Raw genomic sequence first — 23,921 nt, 5'->3', positions numbered from 1 at the left:
CGGAGTAATGTTAGCGACAGTGAGAACCAGGAGACACTGTATGAAAAAGGGGATAAGCACTCTGTTTGTCTTAATGCTGCTGTCGCCCACGCTGGTTTCAGCGCACCCTGGCGGCTGGGGACCCGGGCCGGGTTGGGATCGCGGTCACGGTTGGGATCGGGGTCATGGCTGGGATCGCGGCCACGGTTGGGATCGGGGACCCGGGCCAGCAAGACGCTCTTTCCTGCCGGAAGCGGCAGCGGCGGTGATCATTGGTGGCCTGACTTACTATGCGCTCAACGGTAACTACTATCAGCGCCAGCAGGACAACACTTATGTGGTGGTGCAGCCGCCGGTAGAGCGCTTCAGCAGCGACATGCGCGCGCTCGATTACAATGGCGAACGCTTCTACGTGCAGGAAGGTCATTACTATCGTCGCGATATCGACGGACGCTATCTGGAAGTCCCGCGACCGCCAGGCCTGTAGGGACAGACGTAAAAAAACCGGCTAAGGCCGGTTTTTTCTTTACCACATCAGGACCGCATCAGGTGATTACTGATTAGCCTGTGGATCGGTGTCGTACTCTTTACAGCTCTGGAAGCCGTAGTTCATCACGCGGCCGGTGTCGCTATAGCTGACAAAATAGGTCTGCTGCTTACCGTTACGCTGGCCAAGCACGTAGGTCTGGCAGGTGCCGCGCGCGTGTACCATGGTGATTTCAGTAGAAGGTGGACCCGCGATGTCGCGAACCTGCTGACGGGTCATGCCTTTTTTCACGTCCTGTACAACAGGTTTGGTGACGTAGCTTTCCGCGCGATCATAAGCTGAACAGCCGGATAATACAGCAAGCGCCACTGCCGCACCGATAAGTCCTGTTACCTTGTTCATGTTTTTTATTCCTCATTTATTGTCCATGTCGCTCTAAGCCTGGAACAGAAAGTCAGAGTTATCAACTTTATGGCCCAAAAAAGGCCTTACGCTGGCCGAATAAAGCCGTTTATAATGGCAAAATTGAGAATGAACGCTCATTCTCACTCTACCCTGACGCTTTTTGCTACTGCCCGACACGAGGAATAATGAGCTCAACCAAGCTGACCCGTGACGCCCGCCATCGGCAGCGTCAGGATGACATCATTGCCGCCGGTCGCCGCTGTTTCCGTCAATCCGGTTTCCACGGCGCCAGCATGGCGCAGCTGGCTACTGAAGCGCAGCTCAGCGTCGGCCAGATTTATCGCTATTTCGCCAGTAAGGATGCTCTCATCGAAGAGATGGTCAGGCGCATCATCGATGCTCGCCTGCAGCATATTAACGATACCGCTACGGCCGATCTGCCTCGCCTGCTGGCCTGGCGCCATGCGCTTAACGAGGACGACGAGGCGTTAATGAAAGAAGTGGCAGCTGAAGCCACCCGCAATCCGGTTGTGGCCCGCATGATGGCGGACGCCGACCAGCGCATGTTTACCCAGGCCTGCCTTAACGTAAAGCGCGACCACCCCTCAATGAGCGATGAGCGTGTCTATGCCTGTGTAGAGGTGATTGCGGTGCTGACGGAAGGCACGGCCTGGCGTCGTTTGACGCCGCAGAAAGCGTCGGCGGAACAGCTTCATACGCTTTACCAACACATCAACACACTCCTTTTCAGGACAGAAGATTTATGACACCTGCTCATCCCAACCGTTTTGGCTACGCCATCACGCTCGGCCTGCTGGCGGCGCTCGGCCCGCTTTGCATCGACCTGTATCTCCCCGCGCTGCCCGCACTGGCTCGCGACCTGGCTGCGCCGACCGCTACCGCACAGCTCAGCCTTACTGCCGGTCTGATCGGCCTTGGAGCCGGCCAGCTGATTTTTGGCCCCATGAGCGATAAATATGGCCGCATCAAACCGCTGCTGCTGTCGCTGGTACTGCTGCTGATCGCTTCTGTCGGCTGCGCGATGGCGCAAACCCTCGATCAGCTGCTGCTGGCTCGCCTGTTTGAAGGGCTTTCCGGCGCGGGGGGCGCGGTGCTTTCGCGCGCTATCGCCAGAGATATGTACAGCGGCCACGACCTGACGCGCTTTTTTGCCTTACTGATGTTGGTGAACGGCCTTGCCCCGGTTGCTGCCCCCGTACTGGGTGGCGCGCTGATGGCGCTGCTGAGCTGGCGCGGCCTGTTTATGGTCATTGCGGTGATTGCGCTGCTGCTGCTTATTTTGGCACGCGTAAAACTGCGCGAAACGCTGACCCCGGAACGCCGCAGTCAGGGGAGCCTGTTTTCCGCCTGGGCCGCGCTGGGTCAGGTGGCCACGCACCGCCCCTTTATGGGCTTTTGCCTGACTCAGGGGTTTATGATGTCCGGCATGTTTGCCTACATCGGCGCTTCGCCTTTTGTTCTGCAGCAGATTTATGGCCTTTCGCCGCAGGCGTTCAGCTTCTGCTTTGCCGCTAACGGCATCGGCCTGATTATCGCTTCGCAAACCAGCGCCCGCCTCAGCCCTTTATGGGGAGAATATCGCGTAGTAAAAGGCGCGCTGGTGCTGGCCTTTGTCTCGTCTGCCAGCCTGCTGGCTGCCGGTTTAAGCGGCGCCGCCCTGCCCTTCGTGTTGGTCGCGCTGTTCTTTAGCGTGGCGAGCAACGGTGCGGTCGGCGTGGCTGCCGCGTCGCTGGCGATGCAGAGTCAGGGTCACCGGGCTGGCAGCGCCTCCGCCGTCCTGGGCGTGGTCATGTTTACCCTGGGTGGTATCGCCGTACCGGTAACGGGCATTGGCGGTACCTCGGTGATGACCATGACCGCGACCATTTTTGGCTGCTACATGCTGGCGATAATCCTGTTCGTTTTTCTGGCGCAAAAACCGAAAAAGCCTGATTAATCAGCAAAAGGCGGGTAAACAGTAGGTTCTGCCTTGTCGTTTCACGCCTGGCACGTTAGTTTTAAGACAGAGGTTTTTGGCAACTGCCCTGACACTAAATCTGAGGAGAGGTAAATGGCTCTGCAACAGGAAATTATCGAAGCGCTGGGGGTGAAACCCACCATTGATGCGCAGCAGGAAATTCGCACCAGCGTCGACTTTCTGAAAGCGTACCTGAAGGCTTACCCGTTTATTAAGTCACTGGTGCTGGGTATCAGCGGCGGTCAGGACTCCACGCTGGCCGGTAAGCTAAGCCAGCTCGCCATCAGCGAACTGCGCGAGGAGACCGGCCAGGAATACCAGTTTATTGCCGTGCGCCTGCCTTACGGCAACCAGGCGGACGAGAAAGATTGCCAGGACGCGCTGCAGTTTATCCAGGCTGACCGCGTGCTGACGGTCAACATCAAAGAGGCGGTGCTGGCCAGTGAAAAAGCGCTACGTGATGCAGGCATCACCCTTTCCGATTTCGTGCGCGGCAATGAAAAAGCGCGCGAAAGAATGAAGGCTCAGTACAGCATTGCCGGCATGACTTCCGGCGTGGTGGTGGGAACCGATCATGCGGCCGAGGCGGTAACCGGTTTCTATACCAAGTACGGCGACGGCGGCACGGATATTAATCCGCTGTTCCGTCTGAATAAGAGCCAGGGTAAGCAGCTGCTGAAGGCGCTGGGCTGTCCGGAGCATCTCTACCTTAAACAGCCAACGGCTGACCTGGAGGACGATCGTCCCGGTTTACAGGATGAAGTGGCGCTGGGCGTAACCTATGAGATGATCGACCAGTATCTGGAAGGCAAAAAGATTGCCGACGACGCGGCGAAGATTATCGAAGGCTGGTATCTGAAAACCGAGCACAAGCGCCGTCCGCCGATTACCGTATTTGATGATTTCTGGAAAAAATAAACCCGACGGGCGATCGTCAGATCGCCCACGTTTTGCGTTCTGTTCCCCGCTTTCCGCCTCTTTATCATCGGCCCGCTGCGATTAACAGCGCGATCCGACTCTTTTTTATCCAGCAAACGCCTGATACACTGTATAAGCAAACAGTAAGCGGAGTGCAATGTGGTCAGACGTCCAGCCAGCCATCGCCTGTCATTTGAACCGGCGGCAATTTATCAGTATCCCGAACATTTGCGGCCCTCTCTTGAGGGGCTGCCTTCCCTGCCCGGCGTGTATACCTTTCACGGCGACAGCGAGTCTCTGCCGCTTTATATCGGTAAAAGCGTCAATTTGCGCAGCCGGGTCATGTCGCATTTCCGCACGGCGGACGAGGCAAAAATGCTGCGTCAGGCACGTTACGTCAGCTATATCACCACGGCTGGCGAACTGGGTGCGCTGCTGTTGGAAGCGCAAATGATCAAGGTTCAGCAGCCGCTTTTTAACAAACGGCTGCGCAAAAACCGTCAGCTTTGTTCACTGCTGATAAACGATCTGAAGCCCAGCGTGGTCTATGCCAAAGAAGTCGATTTTTCCCATACTTCCGATCTGTTCGGCCTTTATTCCAGCCGCCGCTCCGCGCTGGAAACGCTGCAAAAAATCGCCGACGAGCAGCGGCTTTGTTTGGGCCTGCTGGGGCTGGAAAACGTCAGTAAAGGTCGCGCCTGCTTTCGCGCCAGCCTGGGCCGCTGCGCGGGCGCCTGCTGCGGTAAAGAGACGCCGGAAGCTCATCACGAAAGGTTGCTGGCCGCGCTGGAGCGCGTGCGCGTACAGTGCTGGCCCTGGGACGGCGCGGTCGGCGTGGTGGAAGAAGGTCCGCTGAAAACGCAGATCCACGTCATCAATAACTGGTTTTACCTGGGATCGGTGGATGAGATTAGCGAGGCGGGCAAGCTGACCTCCACGCCGCAGGGCTTTGACAGCGACGGCTACAAAATTCTCTGCAAACCCATCGTCAGCGGCAAGTTCCCGATTATTCCGCTGGGCTGACCGCACGTCAGGGATCACAGTCAGATAAACAAAACCGCCGGGGCTGTCCCCTGACTCAGGGAACACCCTCGGCGGTTTCGCCTCTCGCCTGCCGGGCAAGGAATCTTACCCGGCGATAACGTTTTATTCAGCAGCCGGCGCGGCAGGGGCCTGGTCGCCGTGGTGCGGCTTCTCGGTCAGGCGTTTTTCAAAGTTCGCGTTGAACTCTTTTTTCTGCTCTGGCGTCAGCACGTTATACATTTTGTTCTGCGTTTCCAGCATGGAAAGCGCGCGGACCTTGCCGTCAGCCGACATTTTTTCTGCCTGAGCTTCTGCTTTAGCCTTGTCGAAGCTGTCAGCGGCGATAATGCCGTGCAGCGCGCGGCGCTCTTCCAGAGAAGGACGCGGCATCTCTTTATGCGCATCTTTCATAATGCTGCGCATCTGCTCTTTCTGCGCGTCGGTGAGGTTCAGGCCTTTAAACATCTCGTGTGGCCCGCCATGACGAGGGGGTTTATGCATCATCGGCTTATCGGCACCAGCCGGTGCCGGCGTGATGTTATCCGCTGCGGCATGAACAATACTTGCCGCGCCCATTGCCAGTGTCATTGCTACAACCAGAGAAGTTAATTTACGCATAGTATGTTCCTTTTGCATTTCTGTGACGACAGCGTTGTCGTGATGTCGGGATTCAGTTTATGCCGCTGAACGTCAAGTAATCAGAGTGTGGGTAAAGCCTTGAAAGCATAAAAGATAAAAATGCGGCAATCATGGAGAGAATGCGAAGATTAGGGTGAGGAATTGCAAAAGGATATGTCTTTAGCGCGTTTAATGCAGGAATTGTGGAGGAGTGTAATACAGCCGACAGGAACGAGAAAGGAAAAAGTAAGGGCGCCGACAGGTTACCCGGCCGGCTTTATTACCCTCAGCTGCTGCCGCTGGTTTCATTATGGGCGTTATCTTCCACCAGCATCAGTCCGGCGCGCTGCCCTCTTGCCACATTGGGGTTGGGGAAAAGCACATATTCTCTTGCCTGCTGCACGTAGCAGCGCTTGTCGCCATCCTCAGCCAACAGGGTGCCCTGAGGGAAAGCGGTAAAGTTCAGCGTCTCCGCATTCATATGCAACACGAAAGCCTCGGTAAAACGGGTAATCTGCTGCGATACCCGATAGCGCTGCGGCGGCTCTCCCACCGGTGGTAAAGGCTCACCTGAGAGCAAAGCGGCCAGCGCGGCGTGCGCGGCACTGAACAGCGTTAAATCATTCTGACCAAAAGGCAGCGCTTTCCCTAACTCCAGCGTGCAGCTGGCTGCATTAAAGTGCTGCGAACTGTAATGCGTAAAGGTGCCGCCCGGTGCCCGATGGAACACCAGTGCTTCAAGGCCAGCCGCGCTCAGCCAGTGAAGAAAGTCTTCCGGCCACGGCGTTTCACGCATCGGCATCACGCCGAACCGGCTATGCCAGGAGCCGCGAATAGCAGTATGCAGATCCAGATGCCAGCGGCTTTCCTCTGTACAGCTAACCTGCCAGAAATTCTCCAGCGCCTGCTCCAGACGCCAGGCCCGTCGGGCTTCAGGATGGTCGTCGTACTGCTGCCAGCGGCCGCCAAACAGCCGGTTGAGATCGCAATGGCGATAGCGTTTACCGCTGGCAATGGCTTCCGGATTCCCTAAGATGACCAGCACGCGCGCTTTGAGTGGCCGTTTGCCCGCCAACAGCTCGCTAACCAACTGATTAAGGATTTCAATGGGCGCGGTTTCGTTGCCGTGGATCCCGGCGGAAATGACCAGCGCCTGGGTGCCGGGCTGATGCGGATTGAGTTCAAGGATGCCGTGATCCAGCCACTGCCAGTTCAACTGGTCGTTACGGCCAAAAGCTTTTGCAGGCGGCTCTGTGCTTAACGTCTGCTGAAGAAAGTCCTGCATAGATTCTCCTTATTATAAGTTCTCCCTGCGACTGCCAGCGCGCGCAAAGGTTCAACCCGGCGCGCCCTGTTCCTCCCTGATTAGCGTTGGAAAGAGTAGATACTCCCTAAGTCTAGCATCTTCGTCAGCTCATCCAGCGCTTCGCGATTTTCCTTAAGCAGTTGTGGGTCAGCCAGATCCGCCTGGCAGAGCCTGTCGCGGTAATAGCGATCCACCCAGGCATTGAGCAGGTTGAACAGCGTATCGGTCATCATTGTCGCCGGGTTCACCGCCGCCAGTTCGGCTTCGTTCATCACCACACGCAGCCGCAGGCAGGCCGGGCCGCCGCCGTTGCCCATACTTTCACGCAGATCAAAGACGTTCAGTTCGTCGATCGTGCCGCCTTCGGTGAGCTCGTTCAGCCAGCGCCAGACGCCGTCGTGCCGTCGAGCCTCTTCCGGCAGCGCCAGCATCATTTTGCCGTCCGGCTTGCTTAACAGCTGGCTGTTAAAAAGGTAGGTGGCAACGGCATCGCTGACGCTGACCCGCGCATCCGGCACGACTACCGGCGTAAAGCCCGGCAGCCTTTCGCGCAGCCGATCAAAAAGCGCCTGCTGCTCCAGAAAAGCCAGCTCGTGGCAGAACAAGACCTGCTGATTACTGACGGCAATCACATCATTATGAAAAACACCCTGGTCAATGACCGCCGGATTTTGCTGCGCAAAAAACGTCCGGCCTGCCTCCAGCTGATGCAGCCGTGCTACCGCCTGGCTCGCCTCCAGCGTCTGGCGCGCCGGATAACGTGCCGGGATCAGGCCACCGTTGCCCTCTTCGCGCCCGTAGACGAACAGCTGTACACCCGGTTCGCCGTAGCCCGCACTGAAACGGTTATGGTTAGCCGCGCCTTCATCACCAAACATCGCCACCTGCGGCAAAGCGTCGTGAACACAGAAGTGGCGAACGTCACGGAAGATCGCGCGTAATATTGCGCCCGTGACAGGCGCCTCCAGCGAACGGTGAAATTTGTTATTCAGGTTCGCCACGGTCAAATGGACGCGGTGGTCAGCACTGTCGGCCGAGGGCGAGACGGTAGCGGCATTAGCCACCCACATTGCCGAGGCGGAACTGACCGCGGACAGCAGCATCGGTGCCTGTGCCGCCGCTTTCGCCAGCACCTGCGGCTCGGTGCCGCTAAAGCCGAGCTGGCGCAGCGCCGCCATGTTCGGCCTCTCGTGCGGCGGGATCACGCCCTGCGCAAAGCCCCTGTCGGCCAGCGCCTTCATTTTTAACAGCCCCTGTTTCGCCGCGAGTTTTGGGTTAGAGACCTGATGCTGATGCCGGGACGATGCTTCGTTGCCGAACGACAGCCCGGCATAGTGGTGTGTTAAGCCAGGCAGGCCGTCAAAATTGACTTCGCGGGCGCTCATGGTGCTTCTCCTGTAGGGCTGAAATCCAGACCCGGCGACAGCGCGGCGGGCAGGGAAAGATCGACCGAAGCCAGCGAAGCCAGCGGCCACGCACAATAATCCGCTGCGTAAAACGCGCCGGGACGGTGGTTGCCGGAAGCACCAATGCCGCCGAAAGGCGCGGTGCTGGCGGCTCCGGTTAGCGGCTTGTTCCAGTTGACGATGCCCGCGCGCGCCTCAATCAGCAGCTGGTCAAACTGCTCGCGATTGGGCGAAATCAGCCCGCAGGAAAGGCCGTAGCGGGTAGCATTAGCAAGGCGGATCGCCTCGCTGAAGTCGTCATAGCGGATCACCGCCAACAGCGGGCCGAAGACTTCTTCATCCGGCAACGTCAACGCCGTCACGTCGATAATGCCCGGCGTCAGAAGCGCGCTCGTTTTCGATGGCCAGCGCATCGGCAGCAAAATCTTGCCGCCTGCAGCTACTCGCGCCTGCCATTCACTGTAGATATGCTCTGCCGCCTGCGGTGAAATCACGCTGCCCATAAAGGGCTGCGGTTCGGCATCCCAGCGTCCCGGCTCAATTTTTGCCGCCACGGCTGCCAGGCGGCGGAGGAACGCATCGCCCTGCGCGCCTCGCCTGACCAGCAGACGACGTGCGCAGGTGCAGCGCTGTCCCGCCGTGATAAAGGCAGACTGAATGGTTAGATGCACAGCGGCATCGATCGACTGAGGATCCTCAACGATCAGCGCGTTATTGCCGCCCATCTCCAGCGCCAGCATTTTTTCCGGCTGGCCAGCGAACTGCTTGTGCAGCTGATAGCCGGTCGCCGCGCTGCCGGTAAAGAGCACGCCATCCAGGGCGGCCTGGGTCAGCGTCCGGCCGCATTCGCCGCCGCCCTGTACCAGGTTCAGCACGCCATCCGGCAATCCCGCCTGTTGCCAAAGTTTGACCGTCTGCCCGGCAGTCATCGGCGTCAGCTCGCTGGGTTTAAATACCAGGGTATTACCGGCCAGCAACGCGGGAACGATATGTCCGTTCGGCAGATGGCCGGGGAAGTTATAGGGGCCTAACACAGCCAGCACGCCATGGGGCCGATGCCGCAGTTCATTGTCGCCCTGCTGCGTTTCCCCCGTTCGGGCGTGCCAGGCGTTAACGGAGATCGCGATTTTGTTGATCATCGCCTGCACTTCAGTAGCGGCTTCCCAACGCGGCTTGCCGGTTTCCTCGGCAATTGTGGCGGCCAGTGCGGCCTGATTTTGCTGAAGCAGCCCGGCGAAACGTTCTGCCAGCGCAACGCGTTCCCCAAAGGGACGTCTTGCCCAACCGGGAAAAGCGGCGCGCGCCGCCTCAACCGCTGCCGTTATTTGTGCCGGACTGGCGGCCCGACCCTGCCACAGCGGCCGTGCGTCAACAGGATCCTGCTTGCTTAAGGCTTCTCCGTCGCCGGTCAGCCACGCTCCGTTAATAAAATGGGTCATGCTTTTTTCTCCTCGCAGCCCAGAGTGACCACGCGCAGGCTGTCGCCCTGCCCGCAACGTAAAACAGCCGCCTGTTCCGACGTCAATGCTACCGTGTCGGCATGAGGATCGGCATTAATCAGCATGGCGCGGAAATCTTCGTAGCGTTCATTGCCCACCAGGCAAAGCGGCAATCTCTCATCAGCGGGTTGCCCAATCGCTGCGCGCACCTGCCGACTTTTGCGTATAGCCCGCACGCGATCGATCTCGCACTCCAGCGTCGGGCCGCCGTCAAAAATATCCACGTAGTTCTGATAGCGGAATCCCTCCGCTTCAAGCACGGCACGAGCAGGTGCCGTTTGCGGATGGGTCTGGCCGATGGTGGCCTGGGCTTCGGCTGAGAGATAGTCAATGTAAAGCGGATGTTTGGGCATCAGTTCGGCGATAAACGTTTTTTTCCCGGTGCCGCTCAGGTAGTCGGCCGTGGTAAAAGACATGGAAAAAAAGCGGCTGCCCACGCTTTCCCAGAACGGTGAATGCCCCTTTTCATCGCTGACGCCACGCATCTCCGCCACCACTTTTTTCATAAAACGATGACGAAAAGCGGCCATAAATAAAAAGCGGGATTTCGACAGCAGATAACCGTTTTTGCCGCTACGGTAGTCGGGATCAAGAAACAGCGTGCAGAGTTCGCTGCTGCCGGTGTGATCGTTGCTGAGTGATAACGTTGGCAGCACCTTATAGACGTTCAGCTCGCGAGAGGCGTGCACCTGCGTGCCCACGCGAAAGTTGTACCAGGGATCCTGCATGCCCACCGCCACCTCAATGGCGCAAATGCCAATGACCCGGCGCGTCTCCAACTCTTCTAACACAAAAACATACCCTTGTTCCGCCTGCGGCAACTGGCCCCGCCAGGTCTGAAGGGCACGCTCGATCCGGGCGCTCAGCGTGGCGCTGTCGGCAGGCAATGACGTCAACCCGCCACCGGTTTTACCGGCCAGCGTCATTAATTGTGCCAGGTCGTCATGCTCTACGGGACGGATGACCATCATGATAACGCTCCTCGCGTACGGCAGGTAAATTAAAAGTTTCAATAATGTTAATTTGGTGTACCACACTGTATGTTGCAGGCTTTGTGCCAGCCAGCAAAAAACTGCATAAAAAAAAGAGTGAAAATAAAAATCAAGGAGATAGGATTGGCTATTATTCACTTTAAGTGCATATAAAGTGAATACCGCCCAGGCGGCGCGGGCTGGCGAGACGGGAAATAAGCACAGTTATGCAACTGAACCGGTAAATAACGTTTTTGTGATCGCGAACGGGGTTTATTACTGGCTGAAGCGAATAGCGCCCTACAAGCGTGCAGGACGCACCAGAAGCTGGCAGGCACCTACGTCAGACGATGGTACTTATCTGGCACAGGCAAATCGGGGAGGTCGCGCTGGTTATTCATTTCCAGCAGATTGATTTCGATATTGATACACATCGCATCCATCGGCAGATGGTTATTGGCATAGCCAAAAGGCATTTCCAGCTCTTCTGCCAGGGTATCCAGCGACAGAAAGCTGTAGGCGATAAAAACCGACACCAGCGGCGTCATATAGTGCAGATCCGGTACCAGCGCGAAAGGCAGCAGCGTACAGAACAGGTAGACGGTCCGGTGCAGCAGCAGGCCGTAAGCGAACGGCACCGGCACGCTGGCCAGTCGCTCGCAGCCGCCCAGCACCAGCGAAAGCTGGTGGATACTGTTATCGAGCTGCGCGTAAACGATGTCGGAAATGGCGCCGCTGCGCCGCTGGTCGGCCAGCCATTGAGAAATTTTCAGTTCAATGGCATTTGTACGCGCGCGCCGACGCAGAATATCCGCGGCCTCGTCGCCCAGAAAACGGCTGAGATCCGCCTGCGCATCGGTACGCCGGAGCTGGTGCTTAAGGCTATAGCAAAAGGCCATCAGCAAAGAGGCGATCCGCGGCGCATCGGCCGGTGAAATCGCCAGCACCTGGCGCTGAATATCCCGGCAGGTAATCAGCAGGCTGCCCCACAGCTGGCGCGCCTCGGAAAAGCGGGCATAGCAGACGCTGTTACGAAAGCCGAGGAAGATAGCGATAGAGACACCGAGCAGGCTGAAAGGCGCCAGCGTCAGCTTTACGCCCAGCGTTTCATACCAGTCCAGACAAAAAATGGCGATAATCGACATCAGCAGGTTCAGGCCAAGCCGGAAAAGAATGCCGGGCAGAACGGAACCGTGCCACGAAAACAGACGGACAAACCAGTGACGATGCGGACGAACAATCATATTAAGCCAGCCGTAATTTTTTCAGAAAGAGTGGCAAATTTTCTCTGCCCTGCCCGGCTATTTTTGTAATAACCGTCACATCAGGCGGCCTGCGTATTCAGGGCGCCAGCAAATTGAATTCGCCCGCGTCAGAAGACTGTAACGTGACCGGCGGCGTCAGCTTCAGGGTAATCCAGTTTGAGGTGACCCGCTGCTGCCTGCTGTCCTCAACGGTAACCGACAGGTGATATTCGTTGGTCGCCTCCGGCGAGCTGTCCCAGGCCGGAACAATAATACTCCAGCCGTCGGGGCTGATGTTGTTCGCCGGCGGAGTCAGGCTCAGCGCCTGGGTATCGCCCTGCCAGCTAATTGCTTTAAGCGGGTTGGCCTGGCGAATTTGCAGCTTCAGCGGCAGCGTTTCGCCCGGCTGTACCTGCCACGGCGGCGTCGCCAGGAATACCGACAGCGTTTTCCGCTGGCGGAACTCCATAACCGGCAGATTGCTGCGCGTTACCGCATCATAGCGGCTGCCGCTCAGCGAACGCGCAGCGGCCACGTTATCCGCCGACAGCTGTTTGCTCAGCGCTACCCCAATCTGATAGTTCATTTTCAGTCCAAGCTGATCCTGCTTTTCGCCGCTGTCCGCCGTCTTGTGGGAGGCGATTAGTGTAAACAGCGGCACCGGCGTATAGCTGACGCCCACCTTGATGGCAGAAGGGTTGCTGGTCTGCGTGCCACTGTTGAACAGGTCAACATGGTTACCCAGATAGCGCTCATAGCTGAGCGAAACGCCAAGCTGCTGATAAAAAGGTAAATAGCCCTGTGTAGTGATGTCATAGCCACGCGCCATGCGCATCTCCTGCGTCATCGACCGCTGCTGCCAGCCGGAAAGCGGCTGATAATAGTTGGCAGAGAAGCGCAAATAATGACTCCAGGCTTCTGCGCCCAACGAACCGCGCTGCAGGTTTTCAGTAAACAGGTCGTCGACAAAAGCGTTGTAGCCCAGCCGCCAGTTGCCCGTCAGCCAGCGCTGTCCCAGCCCGGCACTCCCCACCAGCCCGTCATCCATCTGCTCAACGCCCAGCTGGCTGAACGTCAGATACTGATAGTTATCCTGCCACGGGGTGATCAGTTGCGCGGACGAGCCGTCAAAATGGCCATTGCTGTCCACCAGCAACGACAGGTTGGCCTGACCGTAGGGAGAAAGCAGCTCTTGCCCCTCGTTTTCGACGCGCCGCGTCGCCTCATCGCGGAAATGATTGAAGGCCCATACGCCCGCCTGGCTGCTCAGCGATTTATCTTCCTCACTGTTCATGCTGGCCTCGCCGATGCTTTTCATCGCCTGTGCAATGCGTTTTTCCAGCGCCTGGTCCGAGCCGGTGCTGCTGCTGCCGAGATCGGGTAACTCACTGGCAAAGCGGGCAGGATCGGCAAAAGGTGCATCGGCGACGCGAGTCTCGGTTATCAGCGCCTGTGCCAGTGGCGGCAGCGCCATCAGCACGGACGACAGCAGTATTTTCGCGGTAAGGGGGAAAGCAGTTAGTTTTTTCATCACATTATTGGTGGTTGTTAAGCCTTTTTCTGCACAGAAAACCTGGATGTGGATCACAAAAAATAGCTTAACACTTTTATTTTGCCAGCGGCACCCGTTGTGCCTGACGGACGGCTGCTGGCGGGGTGGCGATTTATCGACCAGGCTTTGCCCAGGCCCCGTCACCAGGAAATCTTTGATGAAAAAACGACTCCTTGCTGCAACGCTGCTGCTGACAACCGCCGCCGCGTCTGCTGCCCCGATTTTTACGCTCAGCTCCCCTGATTTCAACGATAACGCGCGGATGGCGAAAAAATTTGCCGGTGCGGCCAAAGATAACGCCAGCTGTACCGGAGAAAATATTTCTCCGGCGCTAAGCTGGAATACCCCGCCCGCAGGCACCAAAAGCTTTGCGCTGATAGTGACCGATCCCGTAGGAGCAAAAGGGTTGGGCGTCGATCATCTGGTGGCCTACAACATTCCCTTCCAGCGTACCAGCTTTGCACAGGGCGAATTGACCCACGGCAAAGGGTATACGGGCGGAAAAAACTCGCCGGGCACTCTGCATTATCACGGCCCCTGTCCGCCCGTCGGCAGCGGCGAGCATCACTATAACTTTACGCTCATCGCCACCGACTTACCGGCGAACGGACTGGAGCAGGGATTGACCCGCGAGGCGCTGTTCGCCCGCCTGAAAGGCCATACGCTGGGGGCGGCTGGCCTGATTGGGCGCTTCGGCAACGACTGACCTCCACCGTTCAAAAGTGAATACCGCAGGCAGTTGCGTCGAAAGGTTTGCTCTGAGCCGGCACTGCCCTACGCGCTGATTGCCCCCGCAAGGCCAGGCGCCGCCGTCAGGCTGGCTTCATGATAGAAGTGACAACGTCACCGATTATCGGCGGCGTAGCGCGCCGAGCCGACTGCGCACGCCTGCCCGGCCAGCTCTTTGCCCTGCGTCATAAAGCTGAACATCGCCCCAGCGTAGCCGCTCCTCCTGGCTCACAGGCGTGGTCGATTATCGCAAAGCCTGAATTTAACTGCTGGCGGATCGCCTGGCTAAAGTACGTTATGGCATATGCGAGGTTGAGTTGAACGTTTCGGATGGGCTGACGCAGCGCGAAGAGCGCTCAAGGCCGCAAAGCGCGATAGCAATCAGGGCTGGATAAGCGGCTTTGGCCGCCCTGATAATGGGCACGCTGCGGCAGTCTGCCGGGCCCCTGACCGGTGGCCGCAGTCACCTCTCGTTCCCGCCCCGGGCTCTTCGCCAAATAGCGCCCCTGTAAGCGGAGCCGGAGATTGCTCACGCTGCAGGCCGGCGCGGCGGTCAGCTCGCCCGTATGCAGCATATTATTGCGTTCGGCTGTTTCACATTGGCGGGAAACAAGCAGCCAGATAACGGCGTAGGAGGGGGCAGCCTGCATCTTGCTCTCCTTTCCTGTTTTAAAAGGCGTAAGAAGCCCTGTCCGTACACATTATTCCGCTAAACTGATAAAAATCATCGGGAGCTGTCAATAACATGTTACGCCCTCGTTCGCAATTGTTCCCATTCTCAAAAGCGTCATGTAGACTAAATGCAAATTTATCTTTCTGTAAAACAGAATGATTTTTACGCGGCGGCCCGACCGTCCGTGAAGAGTGGATTGTAGCCTTAACCACTGACGATATTCACGAGGATCAATGTGAAAACAAGCATCGCGTTAACCCTGCTGGCAGTGCTCGCCCTGTCCGCCTGTAAGGCTCCCGCTCCCCCTGTCACGGACGATACGCTGGTGACCTCCAGCGTTGATGGCGTGACGCTGACGCATCGTCATGCGATCCTGGCTCCGCAATCCTTTACGCCGGTTAATGAGACCTACCGGGCGCTTTATAACGCCTCGGTAATGAATCGGCCAGATTTCGGCGGCAGCCTGGTCCGTTATCTTGAAAACGGTAAGCCTTTCACCGTGCTGGGCGAAGTGGAAAACCACTGGCTGGCTGTCGCCGAGCCAGACCAGCAGGAGCTGATCGGCTATGTGCCTTTCAAAGCCGGCGTGAAAAGCGACCTTTATGAGGCCACGCTGCGTAGCGATCGGCCCCGCCCGCGCAAAACCAAAAAGGTGTGCGTAGATGTCGGCGGACAAAGCAAAGCCTGTCGCAATACCGACACGGCCACCTGGATCCTGGAATAGGCGCGGCCCGCAGGGATCGCCCATTCTGAGAAAGCAAAAGGCGCCTTGCCCGCCACCTGGATGAGAAAGTAAAGCCTGATGACCCCGGAACACCACGCTGACGTGCCTGCCACCGTCAGCCAGGAAAACCCGCTACTCGCCGCCGCCGCGCCTTTGCTGAATGCAATCGTGCAAATTCGCCTGGCGGCAACCCATGACGACCCTGCTGGCCTGCGTCAACAACTGGTGGATGAGATCCGCCAGTTTGAAGCACGCTGTAAACGGGCCGGCCTGCCCTTTGATATGATTATTGGTGCCCGCTACTGCCTGTGCAGCGCACTGGATGAGGCGGCAGCCCAGACACCGTGGGGCACCCGTGGCGTCTGGTCGGGCAACGGCCTGCTGGTCACGTTTCATAATGAAAGCTGGGGCGGCGAAAAAGTGTTTCAGCTGCTGTCGCGTATTTCGCAGACGCCAGCCCAGCACCTGTGGCTGCTTGAAACCATCCATTATTGTCTGCTGCTGGGCTATGAAGGCCGCTATCGTGCGGTAGAACAGGGCCGGCTGCAGCGCGACGCTATCCGTACTCGCCTGGCACAGCTGATTAGCGACACGCGCGGTGCGCCAGTACCGGTGCCGCCACTCCAGCCGCAGGAACCCGTCGGGCAAAATACGCTGTGGCGTCCACCCGTTCCGCTTTGGGCGAGCGTGGCGCTGGCGGCTTTTCTGGCCGGACTGATTTATTCAGGACTGAACTGGCGGCTGGGCAATGCCGCTGAACCGCTGCTGCGCGCCATCTGGGAAACGCCCCTGCCCAATAATGAAATCGCCCGTAGCAGCTCGACCCAGGCACTGTTGGACCTGCGGCAACGGCTGGACGATTTGATTGCGACAAGGCAGCTTGACGTAGCCGACGGCACCAACGGCAGCAAAGTGATTATCGCTTCAGATAAGCTTTTCCGCCCATCGGGCAGTGATTTACTGCCTGAGGGCCGCGCGCTGGTGACTCGCGTTTCGGCCGCAATGGATAATATCAAAGGCACCGTGCTGGTCAGCGTCTATACCGATAATCAGCCGGTCCGCTCGGCGCATTTTGCCTCTAACTACGAATATTCGCTTGCGCAGGCCCATAGCGTCAGCGCGCTGATGCGCCAGCAGATGCTGGCGCCAGGCCATTTGATCCGCAGCGAAGGCCGTGGCGACAGCAACCCGCTGTTGCCTAACGACAGCAGCGAAAACCGGGCGCGCAACCGCCGGGTTGAAATCGTGCTGTTACCGGCACCTGAAGTCCAATCCAGTCAGGCGGAGAAACACTGATGCCTTCCCTCTTTTTTTCCCTTTTTTCCAGCCGGTTGCTGTGGGGCTTTTTCGGCATCACGGCGCTTTGTGCGCTTATCTGGATGACGGGGCCGCTGCTGTCACTGAACGATATTCACTGGCTGGAAAGCAGCACCAACCGGCAAATCGCTATCGGGCTGTGCTATTTCTTGTGGATCATTTTCCAGCTGATCCCCCAGCTTTATCGCGCCTGGTTTAATAGCAAGCTGCTGAACAACCTGCAAAAAAACAGCCTTGAGCATGCAGAGCAGGCGGCAGCAGAAGAGCTGCTTAGCGCGCTGTTCAGCGAGGCCGCAACCCTGCTGAAGAAAACGCATTTCCCGGGCCGTCGGCAGGGGCGCAATCGCGGCTGGCTGCAACGGTTTAGTGCGCAATATCTCTATCAGCTGCCGTGGTACATCATCGTCGGCGCTCCGGGTGCAGGCAAAACCACGGCGCTGCTTAACTCCGGACTGGGGTTCCCGCTGGGCGACTCGGTCGGCAGAAGCGCCCTGCGTGGCGTAGGCGGCACCCGCCACTGTGACTGGTGGTTTACCGATGAAGCCGTGCTGCTGGATACGGCCGGACGCTATGCGTTACAGGAGAGTCAGCGAGCCAAAGACGCCAGCGAGTGGCAGACGTTTATCTCCCTGCTGAAGCGCTACCGTGCCCGTCAGCCTATTAATGGCGTGATCATGACCATCAGCGTAGCCGATCTGCTCAGCGACTCGGCTGATGCACGCTACGTGCAGGCCGCGGCGCTGCGCAGCCGAATGAAGGAACTGCACCAGCAGACCGGCATTCATTTTCCCGTCTATGTCATGGTCACTAAAACCGATTTACTGAAAGGGTTTATGAGCTACAACGGCACGCTGGATAAGAGTCAGCGTGACGGGACATGGGGCTTTACCTTCCCCTGGGAACCCGATCGCGTCAGCGAACCGCCCATTAGCACCCAGTTCGATCGGCAATTTCGTGAGCTGACCGCGCGTTTGCAGGCTGATTTAGCCGGAAAAATGGCCAAAGAAAGCGATTTAACCCAGCGTGCGGACTGCTTTTTATTCCCTCAAGAGTTTGCTTCGCTGCGGCCTTTACTGGCGGAATATCTGGAAATTGTTTTTGCGCCGGAAAAAGAGGGGCTGCCCTGGGCACCGCGCGGGCTGTTTTTCACCAGCGGTACGCAGGAAGGGCTGCCTTTCGACCGTATTATGGGTGAGCTAACGCGTAAGCTACAGCTCCCGCAGGCCACCAGCCACTCTATCGCCAGCTGGGATACGGTGAACCGAAACGCGCCCATTCCGGCCAACAAAGGACAGAGCTATTTTATTCATTCCCTGCTCAGCGATCTGATTTTCCGGGAGAGCGGCCTTGCCGGTAGCGATCGAAGCTGGGAATACCGTAACCGTCTGCTGCACTGGGCAGGCTATGCCTCGCTGGCGCTGGCGCTGGTGATTGCCACCCTGCTCTGGACCACCAGTTATTATAAAAATCAGCACTATTTGCAGCAGGTTGAGGCCCGGCTTGCGCCGGTCGATCGTCAGGCACAGCGGCTGGTGAACAATAACAACGGTGATATCCTGGATCTGCTACCCTTCTTAAATAGCCTGGTAGCGCTGCCGCAAAGCGACAACTTCTCACTGGACGATCCGCCACTGAGTATGCGGGGAGGGCTTTACCGTGGTGACCAGATTAGCACGGCCGCGCTGGGCTTTTATCAGAATGCGCTAAAGACCCTGTTACTGCCGCGAGTGGCGCAGAATATTACCCAGGCGCTACGTAATGATAAAGGCGACGACAATGATTTCAGTCGTAACGCCCTGCGCGCTTACCAGATGCTTTATCAACCGAGAAGCTATGACGGCGAGTTTTTACGCGGCTGGGTGATGCAGAATCTGCAAAGAACGCTGCCTGCCAGCGTAACGACCCGGCAGCTGCAGCAGCTGGACTGGCATTTAAGCCAGCTGCTGGATCGCCAGATCCAGACCTCGCCCTTTGTCAGGGACAATGCGCTGATTATGCGCAAAATGGCCGTGAGTATTGATAGCGTGGGCAAGCAGGATGCAGGCACCGCGGCAACCTCGGGTTCGTCGCTTAAGGCTACGGACCCCTAGCGGGAAGGGGATAACCATGCGGGAAAAAAGTATGCTGGGCTGGTACGGCAAACTGCCAGGCACCGGCGATTTTTTGCAGCGTCGCCTGCCGGAGCCTGTCGTGGCCAGCTGGTCAAACTGGTTCCAGCTCGGCCTGGCGCACTGGCATCACCATGGCGAGACGGTAACCGAACTTTTTAGTCGTGCACCCGTGTGGAACTTCGCCCTGCCCGCCACGCTTGGCGTACAGCGGGTGCAGATTGGTTGCCTGGTGCCTTCGCGCGATCGCGTTGGCCGTAGCTGGCCTCTGATTGCCCTGCAGAGCGTGCCGGTCAGGCACTGGCATCCGGCGCAGCTTGCCGTTTCCGGCGACTGGTTTCGCACCCTGGGCGAAACGTTGTACGGCGCCGTCTCGCAAACCTGTACGCCAACCCAGCTTGAACAGGCGCTATTGGGCCTGCCGCCGCTGTCGCTCCCCGGCACCAGCCGCTCCGATATTATGGACGTTATCGGATATCAGGATCTACCCTGTACGCTGGCCTGGCATGAGGTAGCTAACAGTTTTGACCCTATGCGCTATACCAGTTACTGGTGGACTAACCAAAGCGATGGCTATCCTTTAGCAAGCCATAAACACAGCGGTAATCTTACCGCCCGGCTCTTTACACAACTCTTTGACCCGGCCGCCGTCGCGCAGCCGGGTCGTCATGGACTCTATCCACCGATGTTTGAATAGGGTGATCCGATGACCCATGTTTCAGGAAAAGCGCATGCGATTTACCCTTGTTGAGAGCAAAACCGAGGCGCCTGTTACCGTCTGTGATTTTGCTCCGCCCGGCGGCACGATAGGCCGAAGCGTGGATAACGATCTGGTTCTGCCGGACAGTGAGCGTGCTATTTCACGTCTTCAGGCAGTGGTACAAGTTGCCGGAAACGGAGAATGCCGGTTAACCAATCACGGCAGCGTGATAGCCATTCTTCATAACCATATGCCGCTGGCACGTGGAAAGCAGATCTCGCTGCATCATGGCGATTTGCTGGGGATCGGTGATTACCAGATTGTGGTCAGCGATCCAACCCGGATCAAAGAAGAACCCTTCACCGATGTCGATCCGCTGACGCTGTTTAGCGAAGATCGGGCCATGCCGGAGGATCCTTTGGGGATCCTCAATGAGCAGGTACCCATTGTCATGCCGCTCCCGGAGCGAGAAGCCTCGCCCGTGCGGCAACAACACCGTCCCGGCGATGCCCGTCTGGATATAGACCCCGTCACCCACGAACCGGCCCACAGTGAGCGTACTGCCGGAGAAAGCAATGAGCAGCGGCTACTAGCTGCGCTGATGGAAGGAATGGGGCTGGAAAACGGGCCGGGGAAACCGCCTTTCACCGAAGAGCAAATGCGCACCACCGGCAGAATGCTGAGCCTGTTTTCACAAGGCACGGTCGCCCTGCTCTCCTCCCGCTCCATTCTCAAGCGCGGCGTGAAAGCGGAAATGACCATGATCCTGAATGAGGCCAATAATCCGTTTAAGATCCTGCCCTCGGGCAAAACGGTGCTGATGCAGATCTATCAGAGCCAGATGCCGGGCTTTATGCCGCCCGAACAGGCGGTGCGCGATGCGCTGGTCGATTTACAGGCGCACCAGCTGGGAATGATTGCCGGGATACGGGCTATTATCGCCGCCATGCTGCAGTCGTTTAATCCGCTGCGGCTGGAAGATCATGCCCGCCGCGATGGCAATCTGCCCCGAATTGGCCTCAGCGCCATGAAAAAAGCCGCCCTGTGGGATTATTTTTTGCGTCACTATCGAAATACTTCTGGCGAAATTGAAGATGATTTCCATACCCTTTTTGGGGATGCCTTCCTGCAGGCCTATGATGTAGAAGTGAATCAGTACAAAGATTCTCAGATCAGACCGGAACAAGAATGAAAATAGATCATGCCTCTACGTCGCAAACGGGCGCGCGTGAGAGTAATCAGGATGAAACTGGCGCACGCGTAGGCGAACACTCCGCGTGTTTCCTGGTGTGTGACGGCGTTGCCGGGACGGCTGGCGGCGATCGGGCTGCCCGCATTGTCCGCGACGTCCTTTTAGCAAAAACCGTTGATAGCGCTTTTACCGCCTGCGACAGCAAGGCCTGGGTGGAAGAGGCGGAACAGACGCTCCGCCTGGCGCAGAGGGAAAATCTGAATTTTGAGCGGATGAGCACCACCCTGGCGGCCCTGTTTATTGAGCGGGACCGGCAGCTGGCCTGGTGGGCACACGCGGGTGACAGCCGCGTGTACCACTTCCGCCGGGGGTTCATTCATACCGTCACACGTGACCACAGTCTGGCCCAGCAGCTAAAGGATGCGGGTGTAGATAATACCGGCATTAACAGTAACTTACTTTATAATGCAATGGGCGCGGAAGCGAAGCAGCCCGTCAGCTACAGTGAAGTGATGCCGCTGGAAGATGGCGATGCTTTTTTGGTCTGTACCGACGGCTTTTGGTGCAACCTGCAGCCCGGCGAAATGGAACAGGCTCTGCGCATGGTCAGCTCGCCGCAGGAGTGGCTAGCGCTGATGCATGAGGCGATCAATCGCAGCGAAAAAAAAGATAATTTAAGCGCGGTAGCTGTTTGGGTTGGCTCGCCGCAGGATACCACCCTGTTACAATCGATGACGGATTCTGCTCGTTTTCTTCCGTCGCGTGATTAACCAAGGAACGCTATGAAATTCTGGTTGCCGGCTGTCACCCTGTTGTTTGCAACTACCGCTCAGGCGGAAGATTACCGCGTGGTTTATTCCCCCAGCCTGGCGCTGGAAGTCTTTATCGATAACGTAGCAGGTAACGCGCCGAAAGACTGGTGTCAGGAGAATGTCCATCTGCGTATCGTTTCTGGTAAAAGCAAAGAGTCGCATGTGCTGAACAGCTTTTTGCCGCGCGTAGGCAAGCTGCTGAACAATCAGTGCGGCAAGCTAAACGAACTGCCCTGGCAGATGACCAATGAGGCTGGCTCCGTGCTGGCTTCCGGGACGGCAGCCAAAGTGCAAAACTGGCGGCCGATTGTTATTGCCGATGGCACCGTCACGGCCACGACCGGAAACGCCGAACCTTTGGATCTGTCGCAGCCAGCCAACAGCGCTCCGCTGCAGCATTTCGATCTGCCGCGAGGCTGCCATTTCCGGACCTGGTGGGATGAAAAGGGCCAGTCGCTGTTTATTCCTGACGACCGCCACCTGAGCTGCTCAACGGAAGGCTGGCTGGAAGGCAAAAGCGAGCTGACGCTGGCGAGCAATGGCAAAAGCCAGACGATACCCGTGCAGTTCTATCAAGGCTTTCCTTTACGTAACGTGCACCCGTCTACGGGCGAACTGACTATCGTTGCCGCCAATAATCAACGCCTGGTCGTAGCTAAAAAAGAAGCCCCCGACAGCTGGCTGCTGTTAACGTTTAACCCGCTGCTGCACGTCTGGTCTTTTGACGGAGCGCTGCTGGTAAAAATGAGCAAAAGTCAGGCAAGCGATGCGGCCCTGCTGAAAAGCCGCGTTGAGGCACTGCGTAAAACCTGGGGTAACCTGATCGATTCGCAAGTGAAAGTAAATGTGCTGCTGGTGAACGACCTGCATGCAGACCTGGCCGATCCGGCTATTGGCGCCTGGCGCACCGTTAACTGACCGCATTTTCCCGCAGGGTGAAAAGTCGCTAACGCTTAGAGAGTGTTTACTATGTCGGCAAACGATAAGAAAAACGTGCCTAATGCCCTTCCGGCCGGGCACCGTTTTAATGAATTTGAAATTAAAGAGGTTATCGGTGGCGGCGGCTTCGGCATTGTCTATCGTGCCTGGGATCATCTGCTGGAACGCACCATAGCCATTAAAGAGTATTTGCCGGTATCGCTGGTCTCGCGCGATGAGAAGCTGACAATTACCCTACGTGGCGAACGCTACCAAAAACTGTTTACCGCCGGGCTGAACAGCTTTATTCAGGAAGCGCGTCTGCTGGCCCGCTTTAACCACCCTGGCCTGCTGCACGTGCTGCGCTTCTGGGAAGAAAACGGCACCGCCTATATGGGCACGCTTTACTACAGCGGCATGACGTTAAAAGAGTGGCAGCTGGGCAGCCCTGAAACCCTCACCGATGCCTGGATCCGCCAGCTGTTGCCGCCGCTTTTTGGCGCTATTGATACGATCCATCAGGCCGGCTATCTGCATCGCGATATCTCGCTGGACAACATTCAGATTCAGGATAATCAGCTGCCGGTACTGCTGGACTTCGGCTCCGCCCGCAAAACCATCGGCAACCTTTCCGATCAGACGGAAATTATGCTTAAGCCCGGCTATGCGCCGATTGAGCAGTACAGTGAAGAGAGCGACAGCGATCAGGGGCCGTGGACGGATATCTACGCGCTGGGCGCGGTGCTGCACACGTTAGTTACCGGCAATCCGCCACCGGTTAGCGTGGTTCGCTGTATCGAAGACCGCTATCAGCCATTGACCCAGCTGCGCCCTGAAGGATTTTCTCTGCCTTTGCTGAACGCCATTGACCGCGCGTTGGCGATGAAACCACAAGATCGCCCGCAGACGGTTGATGAGTTTGCCGAACTGATTGCCCTGCCGGTCAGTACAGTAGAAGAGCTGGTCACCAGCGTGACGCGGGTGCCCGAAGAGAGCATGATGCCGGACGGGATACCGGAAGCGCCGCCAGAAGCGCAAATCATCGCCGTGGCGCCCGCCTCTGCCAGCGCAGAATATGCTTCGCTGCGCCACCACAAGCTGGCAAAACCGCTGATGATTGCCGCTGGCGTCGCGGTACTGGCGCTGATCGGGCTGGTTGTTGCGCTTAACCATGACAACGAGGCTTCCGCGCCGGAGCAGTCTGCAGCCGCGGACAATGCAGGCAGCGCCACGCCTTCGCCTCCTGCGGCGTCAGTGGATAAAGCAAGCCTTGCTACGGTTTACCTCAAACTGGCCAGTGGCGAAACGGTGCTGCTGAACGGCCACGCCGTTGAGGTAAAGCCGAACAGCAACGGTTATGCC

General features: G+C 57.6%; 22 protein-coding genes. 14 read left to right on the top strand and 8 right to left on the bottom strand.

Translation table 11 applies throughout. The features are described 5' to 3' along the window. Window positions 1–40: 40 nt before the first annotated feature. Window positions 41–466: a DUF6515 family protein gene (locus tag RTK32_RS00825; RefSeq protein ID WP_312041653.1), complete on the top strand. Its 426-nt coding sequence runs from the start codon at window positions 41–43 to the stop codon at window positions 464–466. Window positions 467–532: 66 nt separating this feature from the next. On the opposite strand, the gene osmE is transcribed toward RTK32_RS00825, so the two are convergent. Continuing rightward, window positions 533–868, bottom strand: coding sequence for an osmotically-inducible lipoprotein OsmE (osmE, locus tag RTK32_RS00820; protein WP_312041652.1), 336 nt, complete (start codon window positions 866–868; stop codon window positions 533–535). Window positions 869–1,056: 188 nt separating this feature from the next. Between osmE and RTK32_RS00815 the strand changes: the two genes are divergently transcribed. The 4 genes from RTK32_RS00815 to cho all read left to right on the top strand — a co-directional run bounded on the left by RTK32_RS00815 (window position 1,057) and on the right by cho (window position 4,790). Further along, window positions 1,057–1,638, top strand: a complete 582-nt coding sequence (locus tag RTK32_RS00815) for a helix-turn-helix domain-containing protein (RefSeq protein WP_312041651.1) — start codon at window positions 1,057–1,059, stop codon at window positions 1,636–1,638. Then, window positions 1,635–2,828 (top strand): multidrug effflux MFS transporter, encoded by a 1,194-nt coding sequence (locus RTK32_RS00810; protein WP_312041650.1) that lies wholly within the window; start codon window positions 1,635–1,637, stop codon window positions 2,826–2,828. Before RTK32_RS00815 ends, RTK32_RS00810 begins: the two co-directional genes overlap by 4 nt. Before the next feature lie 114 nt (window positions 2,829–2,942). Next, on the top strand, window positions 2,943–3,767 hold the full coding sequence (gene nadE / locus RTK32_RS00805; RefSeq protein ID WP_312041649.1) for an ammonia-dependent NAD(+) synthetase: 825 nt from the start codon (window positions 2,943–2,945) through the stop codon (window positions 3,765–3,767). Between the two features lie 159 nt (window positions 3,768–3,926). Further along, window positions 3,927–4,790 carry an excinuclease Cho gene (cho, locus tag RTK32_RS00800; RefSeq protein WP_312041648.1) on the top strand — a complete coding sequence of 288 codons (864 nt, stop codon included), beginning with the start codon at window positions 3,927–3,929 and terminating at the stop codon, window positions 4,788–4,790. A gap of 123 nt (window positions 4,791–4,913) precedes the next feature. Here cho and spy read toward each other — a convergent pair whose 3' ends face one another. The 7 genes from spy to RTK32_RS00765 form a co-directional block, all read right to left on the bottom strand. Then, window positions 4,914–5,408 (bottom strand): ATP-independent periplasmic protein-refolding chaperone Spy, encoded by a 495-nt coding sequence (gene spy, locus RTK32_RS00795; protein WP_312041647.1) that lies wholly within the window; start codon window positions 5,406–5,408, stop codon window positions 4,914–4,916. A gap of 286 nt (window positions 5,409–5,694) precedes the next feature. Next, complete coding sequence (astE, locus tag RTK32_RS00790; protein ID WP_312041646.1) at window positions 5,695–6,693, bottom strand: succinylglutamate desuccinylase; 999 nt, start codon at window positions 6,691–6,693, stop codon at window positions 5,695–5,697. A gap of 80 nt (window positions 6,694–6,773) precedes the next feature. After that, window positions 6,774–8,099, bottom strand: a complete 1,326-nt coding sequence (gene astB, locus RTK32_RS00785) for an N-succinylarginine dihydrolase (RefSeq protein WP_312041645.1) — start codon at window positions 8,097–8,099, stop codon at window positions 6,774–6,776. Continuing rightward, window positions 8,096–9,559 carry a succinylglutamate-semialdehyde dehydrogenase gene (gene astD, locus RTK32_RS00780; RefSeq protein WP_312041644.1) on the bottom strand — a complete coding sequence of 488 codons (1,464 nt, stop codon included), beginning with the start codon at window positions 9,557–9,559 and terminating at the stop codon, window positions 8,096–8,098. The genes astB and astD overlap by 4 nt, the downstream gene beginning before the upstream one ends. Beyond that, entirely contained in the window at window positions 9,556–10,590 is a 1,035-nt protein-coding gene (astA, locus tag RTK32_RS00775; protein WP_312041643.1) for an arginine N-succinyltransferase, read from the bottom strand. The genes astD and astA overlap by 4 nt, the downstream gene beginning before the upstream one ends. Before the next feature lie 338 nt (window positions 10,591–10,928). Further along, window positions 10,929–11,834: a bestrophin family ion channel gene (locus RTK32_RS00770; RefSeq protein ID WP_312041642.1), complete on the bottom strand. Its 906-nt coding sequence runs from the start codon at window positions 11,832–11,834 to the stop codon at window positions 10,929–10,931. A 97-nt stretch (window positions 11,835–11,931) separates the two neighbouring features. After that, window positions 11,932–13,365 (bottom strand): YchO/YchP family invasin, encoded by a 1,434-nt coding sequence (locus RTK32_RS00765; RefSeq protein ID WP_312041641.1) that lies wholly within the window; start codon window positions 13,363–13,365, stop codon window positions 11,932–11,934. A gap of 178 nt (window positions 13,366–13,543) precedes the next feature. Here RTK32_RS00765 and RTK32_RS00760 point away from each other — a divergent pair, with 178 nt between their 5' ends. The 9 genes from RTK32_RS00760 to RTK32_RS00720 all read left to right on the top strand — a co-directional run. Beyond that, window positions 13,544–14,092 carry a YbhB/YbcL family Raf kinase inhibitor-like protein gene (locus RTK32_RS00760; RefSeq protein ID WP_312041640.1) on the top strand — a complete coding sequence of 183 codons (549 nt, stop codon included), beginning with the start codon at window positions 13,544–13,546 and terminating at the stop codon, window positions 14,090–14,092. A 931-nt stretch (window positions 14,093–15,023) separates the two neighbouring features. Then, a complete protein-coding gene (locus RTK32_RS00755; protein ID WP_312041639.1) occupies window positions 15,024–15,512 on the top strand; it encodes an SH3 domain-containing protein in 489 nt (162 codons plus the stop codon). A gap of 78 nt (window positions 15,513–15,590) precedes the next feature. Beyond that, on the top strand, window positions 15,591–16,808 hold the full coding sequence (gene icmH / locus RTK32_RS00750) for a type IVB secretion system protein IcmH/DotU (protein ID WP_312041638.1): 1,218 nt from the start codon (window positions 15,591–15,593) through the stop codon (window positions 16,806–16,808). After that, window positions 16,808–18,919 carry a type VI secretion system membrane subunit TssM gene (gene tssM / locus RTK32_RS00745; RefSeq protein WP_312041637.1) on the top strand — a complete coding sequence of 704 codons (2,112 nt, stop codon included), beginning with the start codon at window positions 16,808–16,810 and terminating at the stop codon, window positions 18,917–18,919. The genes icmH and tssM overlap by 1 nt, the downstream gene beginning before the upstream one ends. A 16-nt stretch (window positions 18,920–18,935) precedes the next feature. Continuing rightward, a complete protein-coding gene (gene tagF, locus RTK32_RS00740) occupies window positions 18,936–19,634 on the top strand; it encodes a type VI secretion system-associated protein TagF (protein WP_312041636.1) in 699 nt (232 codons plus the stop codon). Window positions 19,635–19,668: 34 nt separating this feature from the next. Continuing rightward, window positions 19,669–20,829 carry a type VI secretion system-associated FHA domain protein TagH gene (tagH, locus tag RTK32_RS00735; RefSeq protein ID WP_312041635.1) on the top strand — a complete coding sequence of 387 codons (1,161 nt, stop codon included), beginning with the start codon at window positions 19,669–19,671 and terminating at the stop codon, window positions 20,827–20,829. Next, window positions 20,826–21,599, top strand: a complete 774-nt coding sequence (locus RTK32_RS00730; RefSeq protein WP_312041634.1) for a serine/threonine-protein phosphatase — start codon at window positions 20,826–20,828, stop codon at window positions 21,597–21,599. The genes tagH and RTK32_RS00730 overlap by 4 nt, the downstream gene beginning before the upstream one ends. A 12-nt stretch (window positions 21,600–21,611) precedes the next feature. Further along, window positions 21,612–22,559 carry a hypothetical protein gene (locus tag RTK32_RS00725; RefSeq protein ID WP_312041633.1) on the top strand — a complete coding sequence of 316 codons (948 nt, stop codon included), beginning with the start codon at window positions 21,612–21,614 and terminating at the stop codon, window positions 22,557–22,559. Window positions 22,560–22,610: 51 nt separating this feature from the next. Then, window positions 22,611–23,921: serine/threonine-protein kinase (locus RTK32_RS00720; protein ID WP_312041632.1), on the top strand; the 1,311-nt coding region annotated here is incomplete at its 3' end.

Origin of the sequence: Erwinia sp., assembly GCF_031978025.1 — a bacterium.
Lineage (GTDB): Bacteria > Pseudomonadota > Gammaproteobacteria > Enterobacterales > Enterobacteriaceae > Erwinia.
The sequence above is the reverse complement of the archived record's forward strand: the minus strand, read 5'-3'. Positions and strand labels throughout refer to the sequence as shown.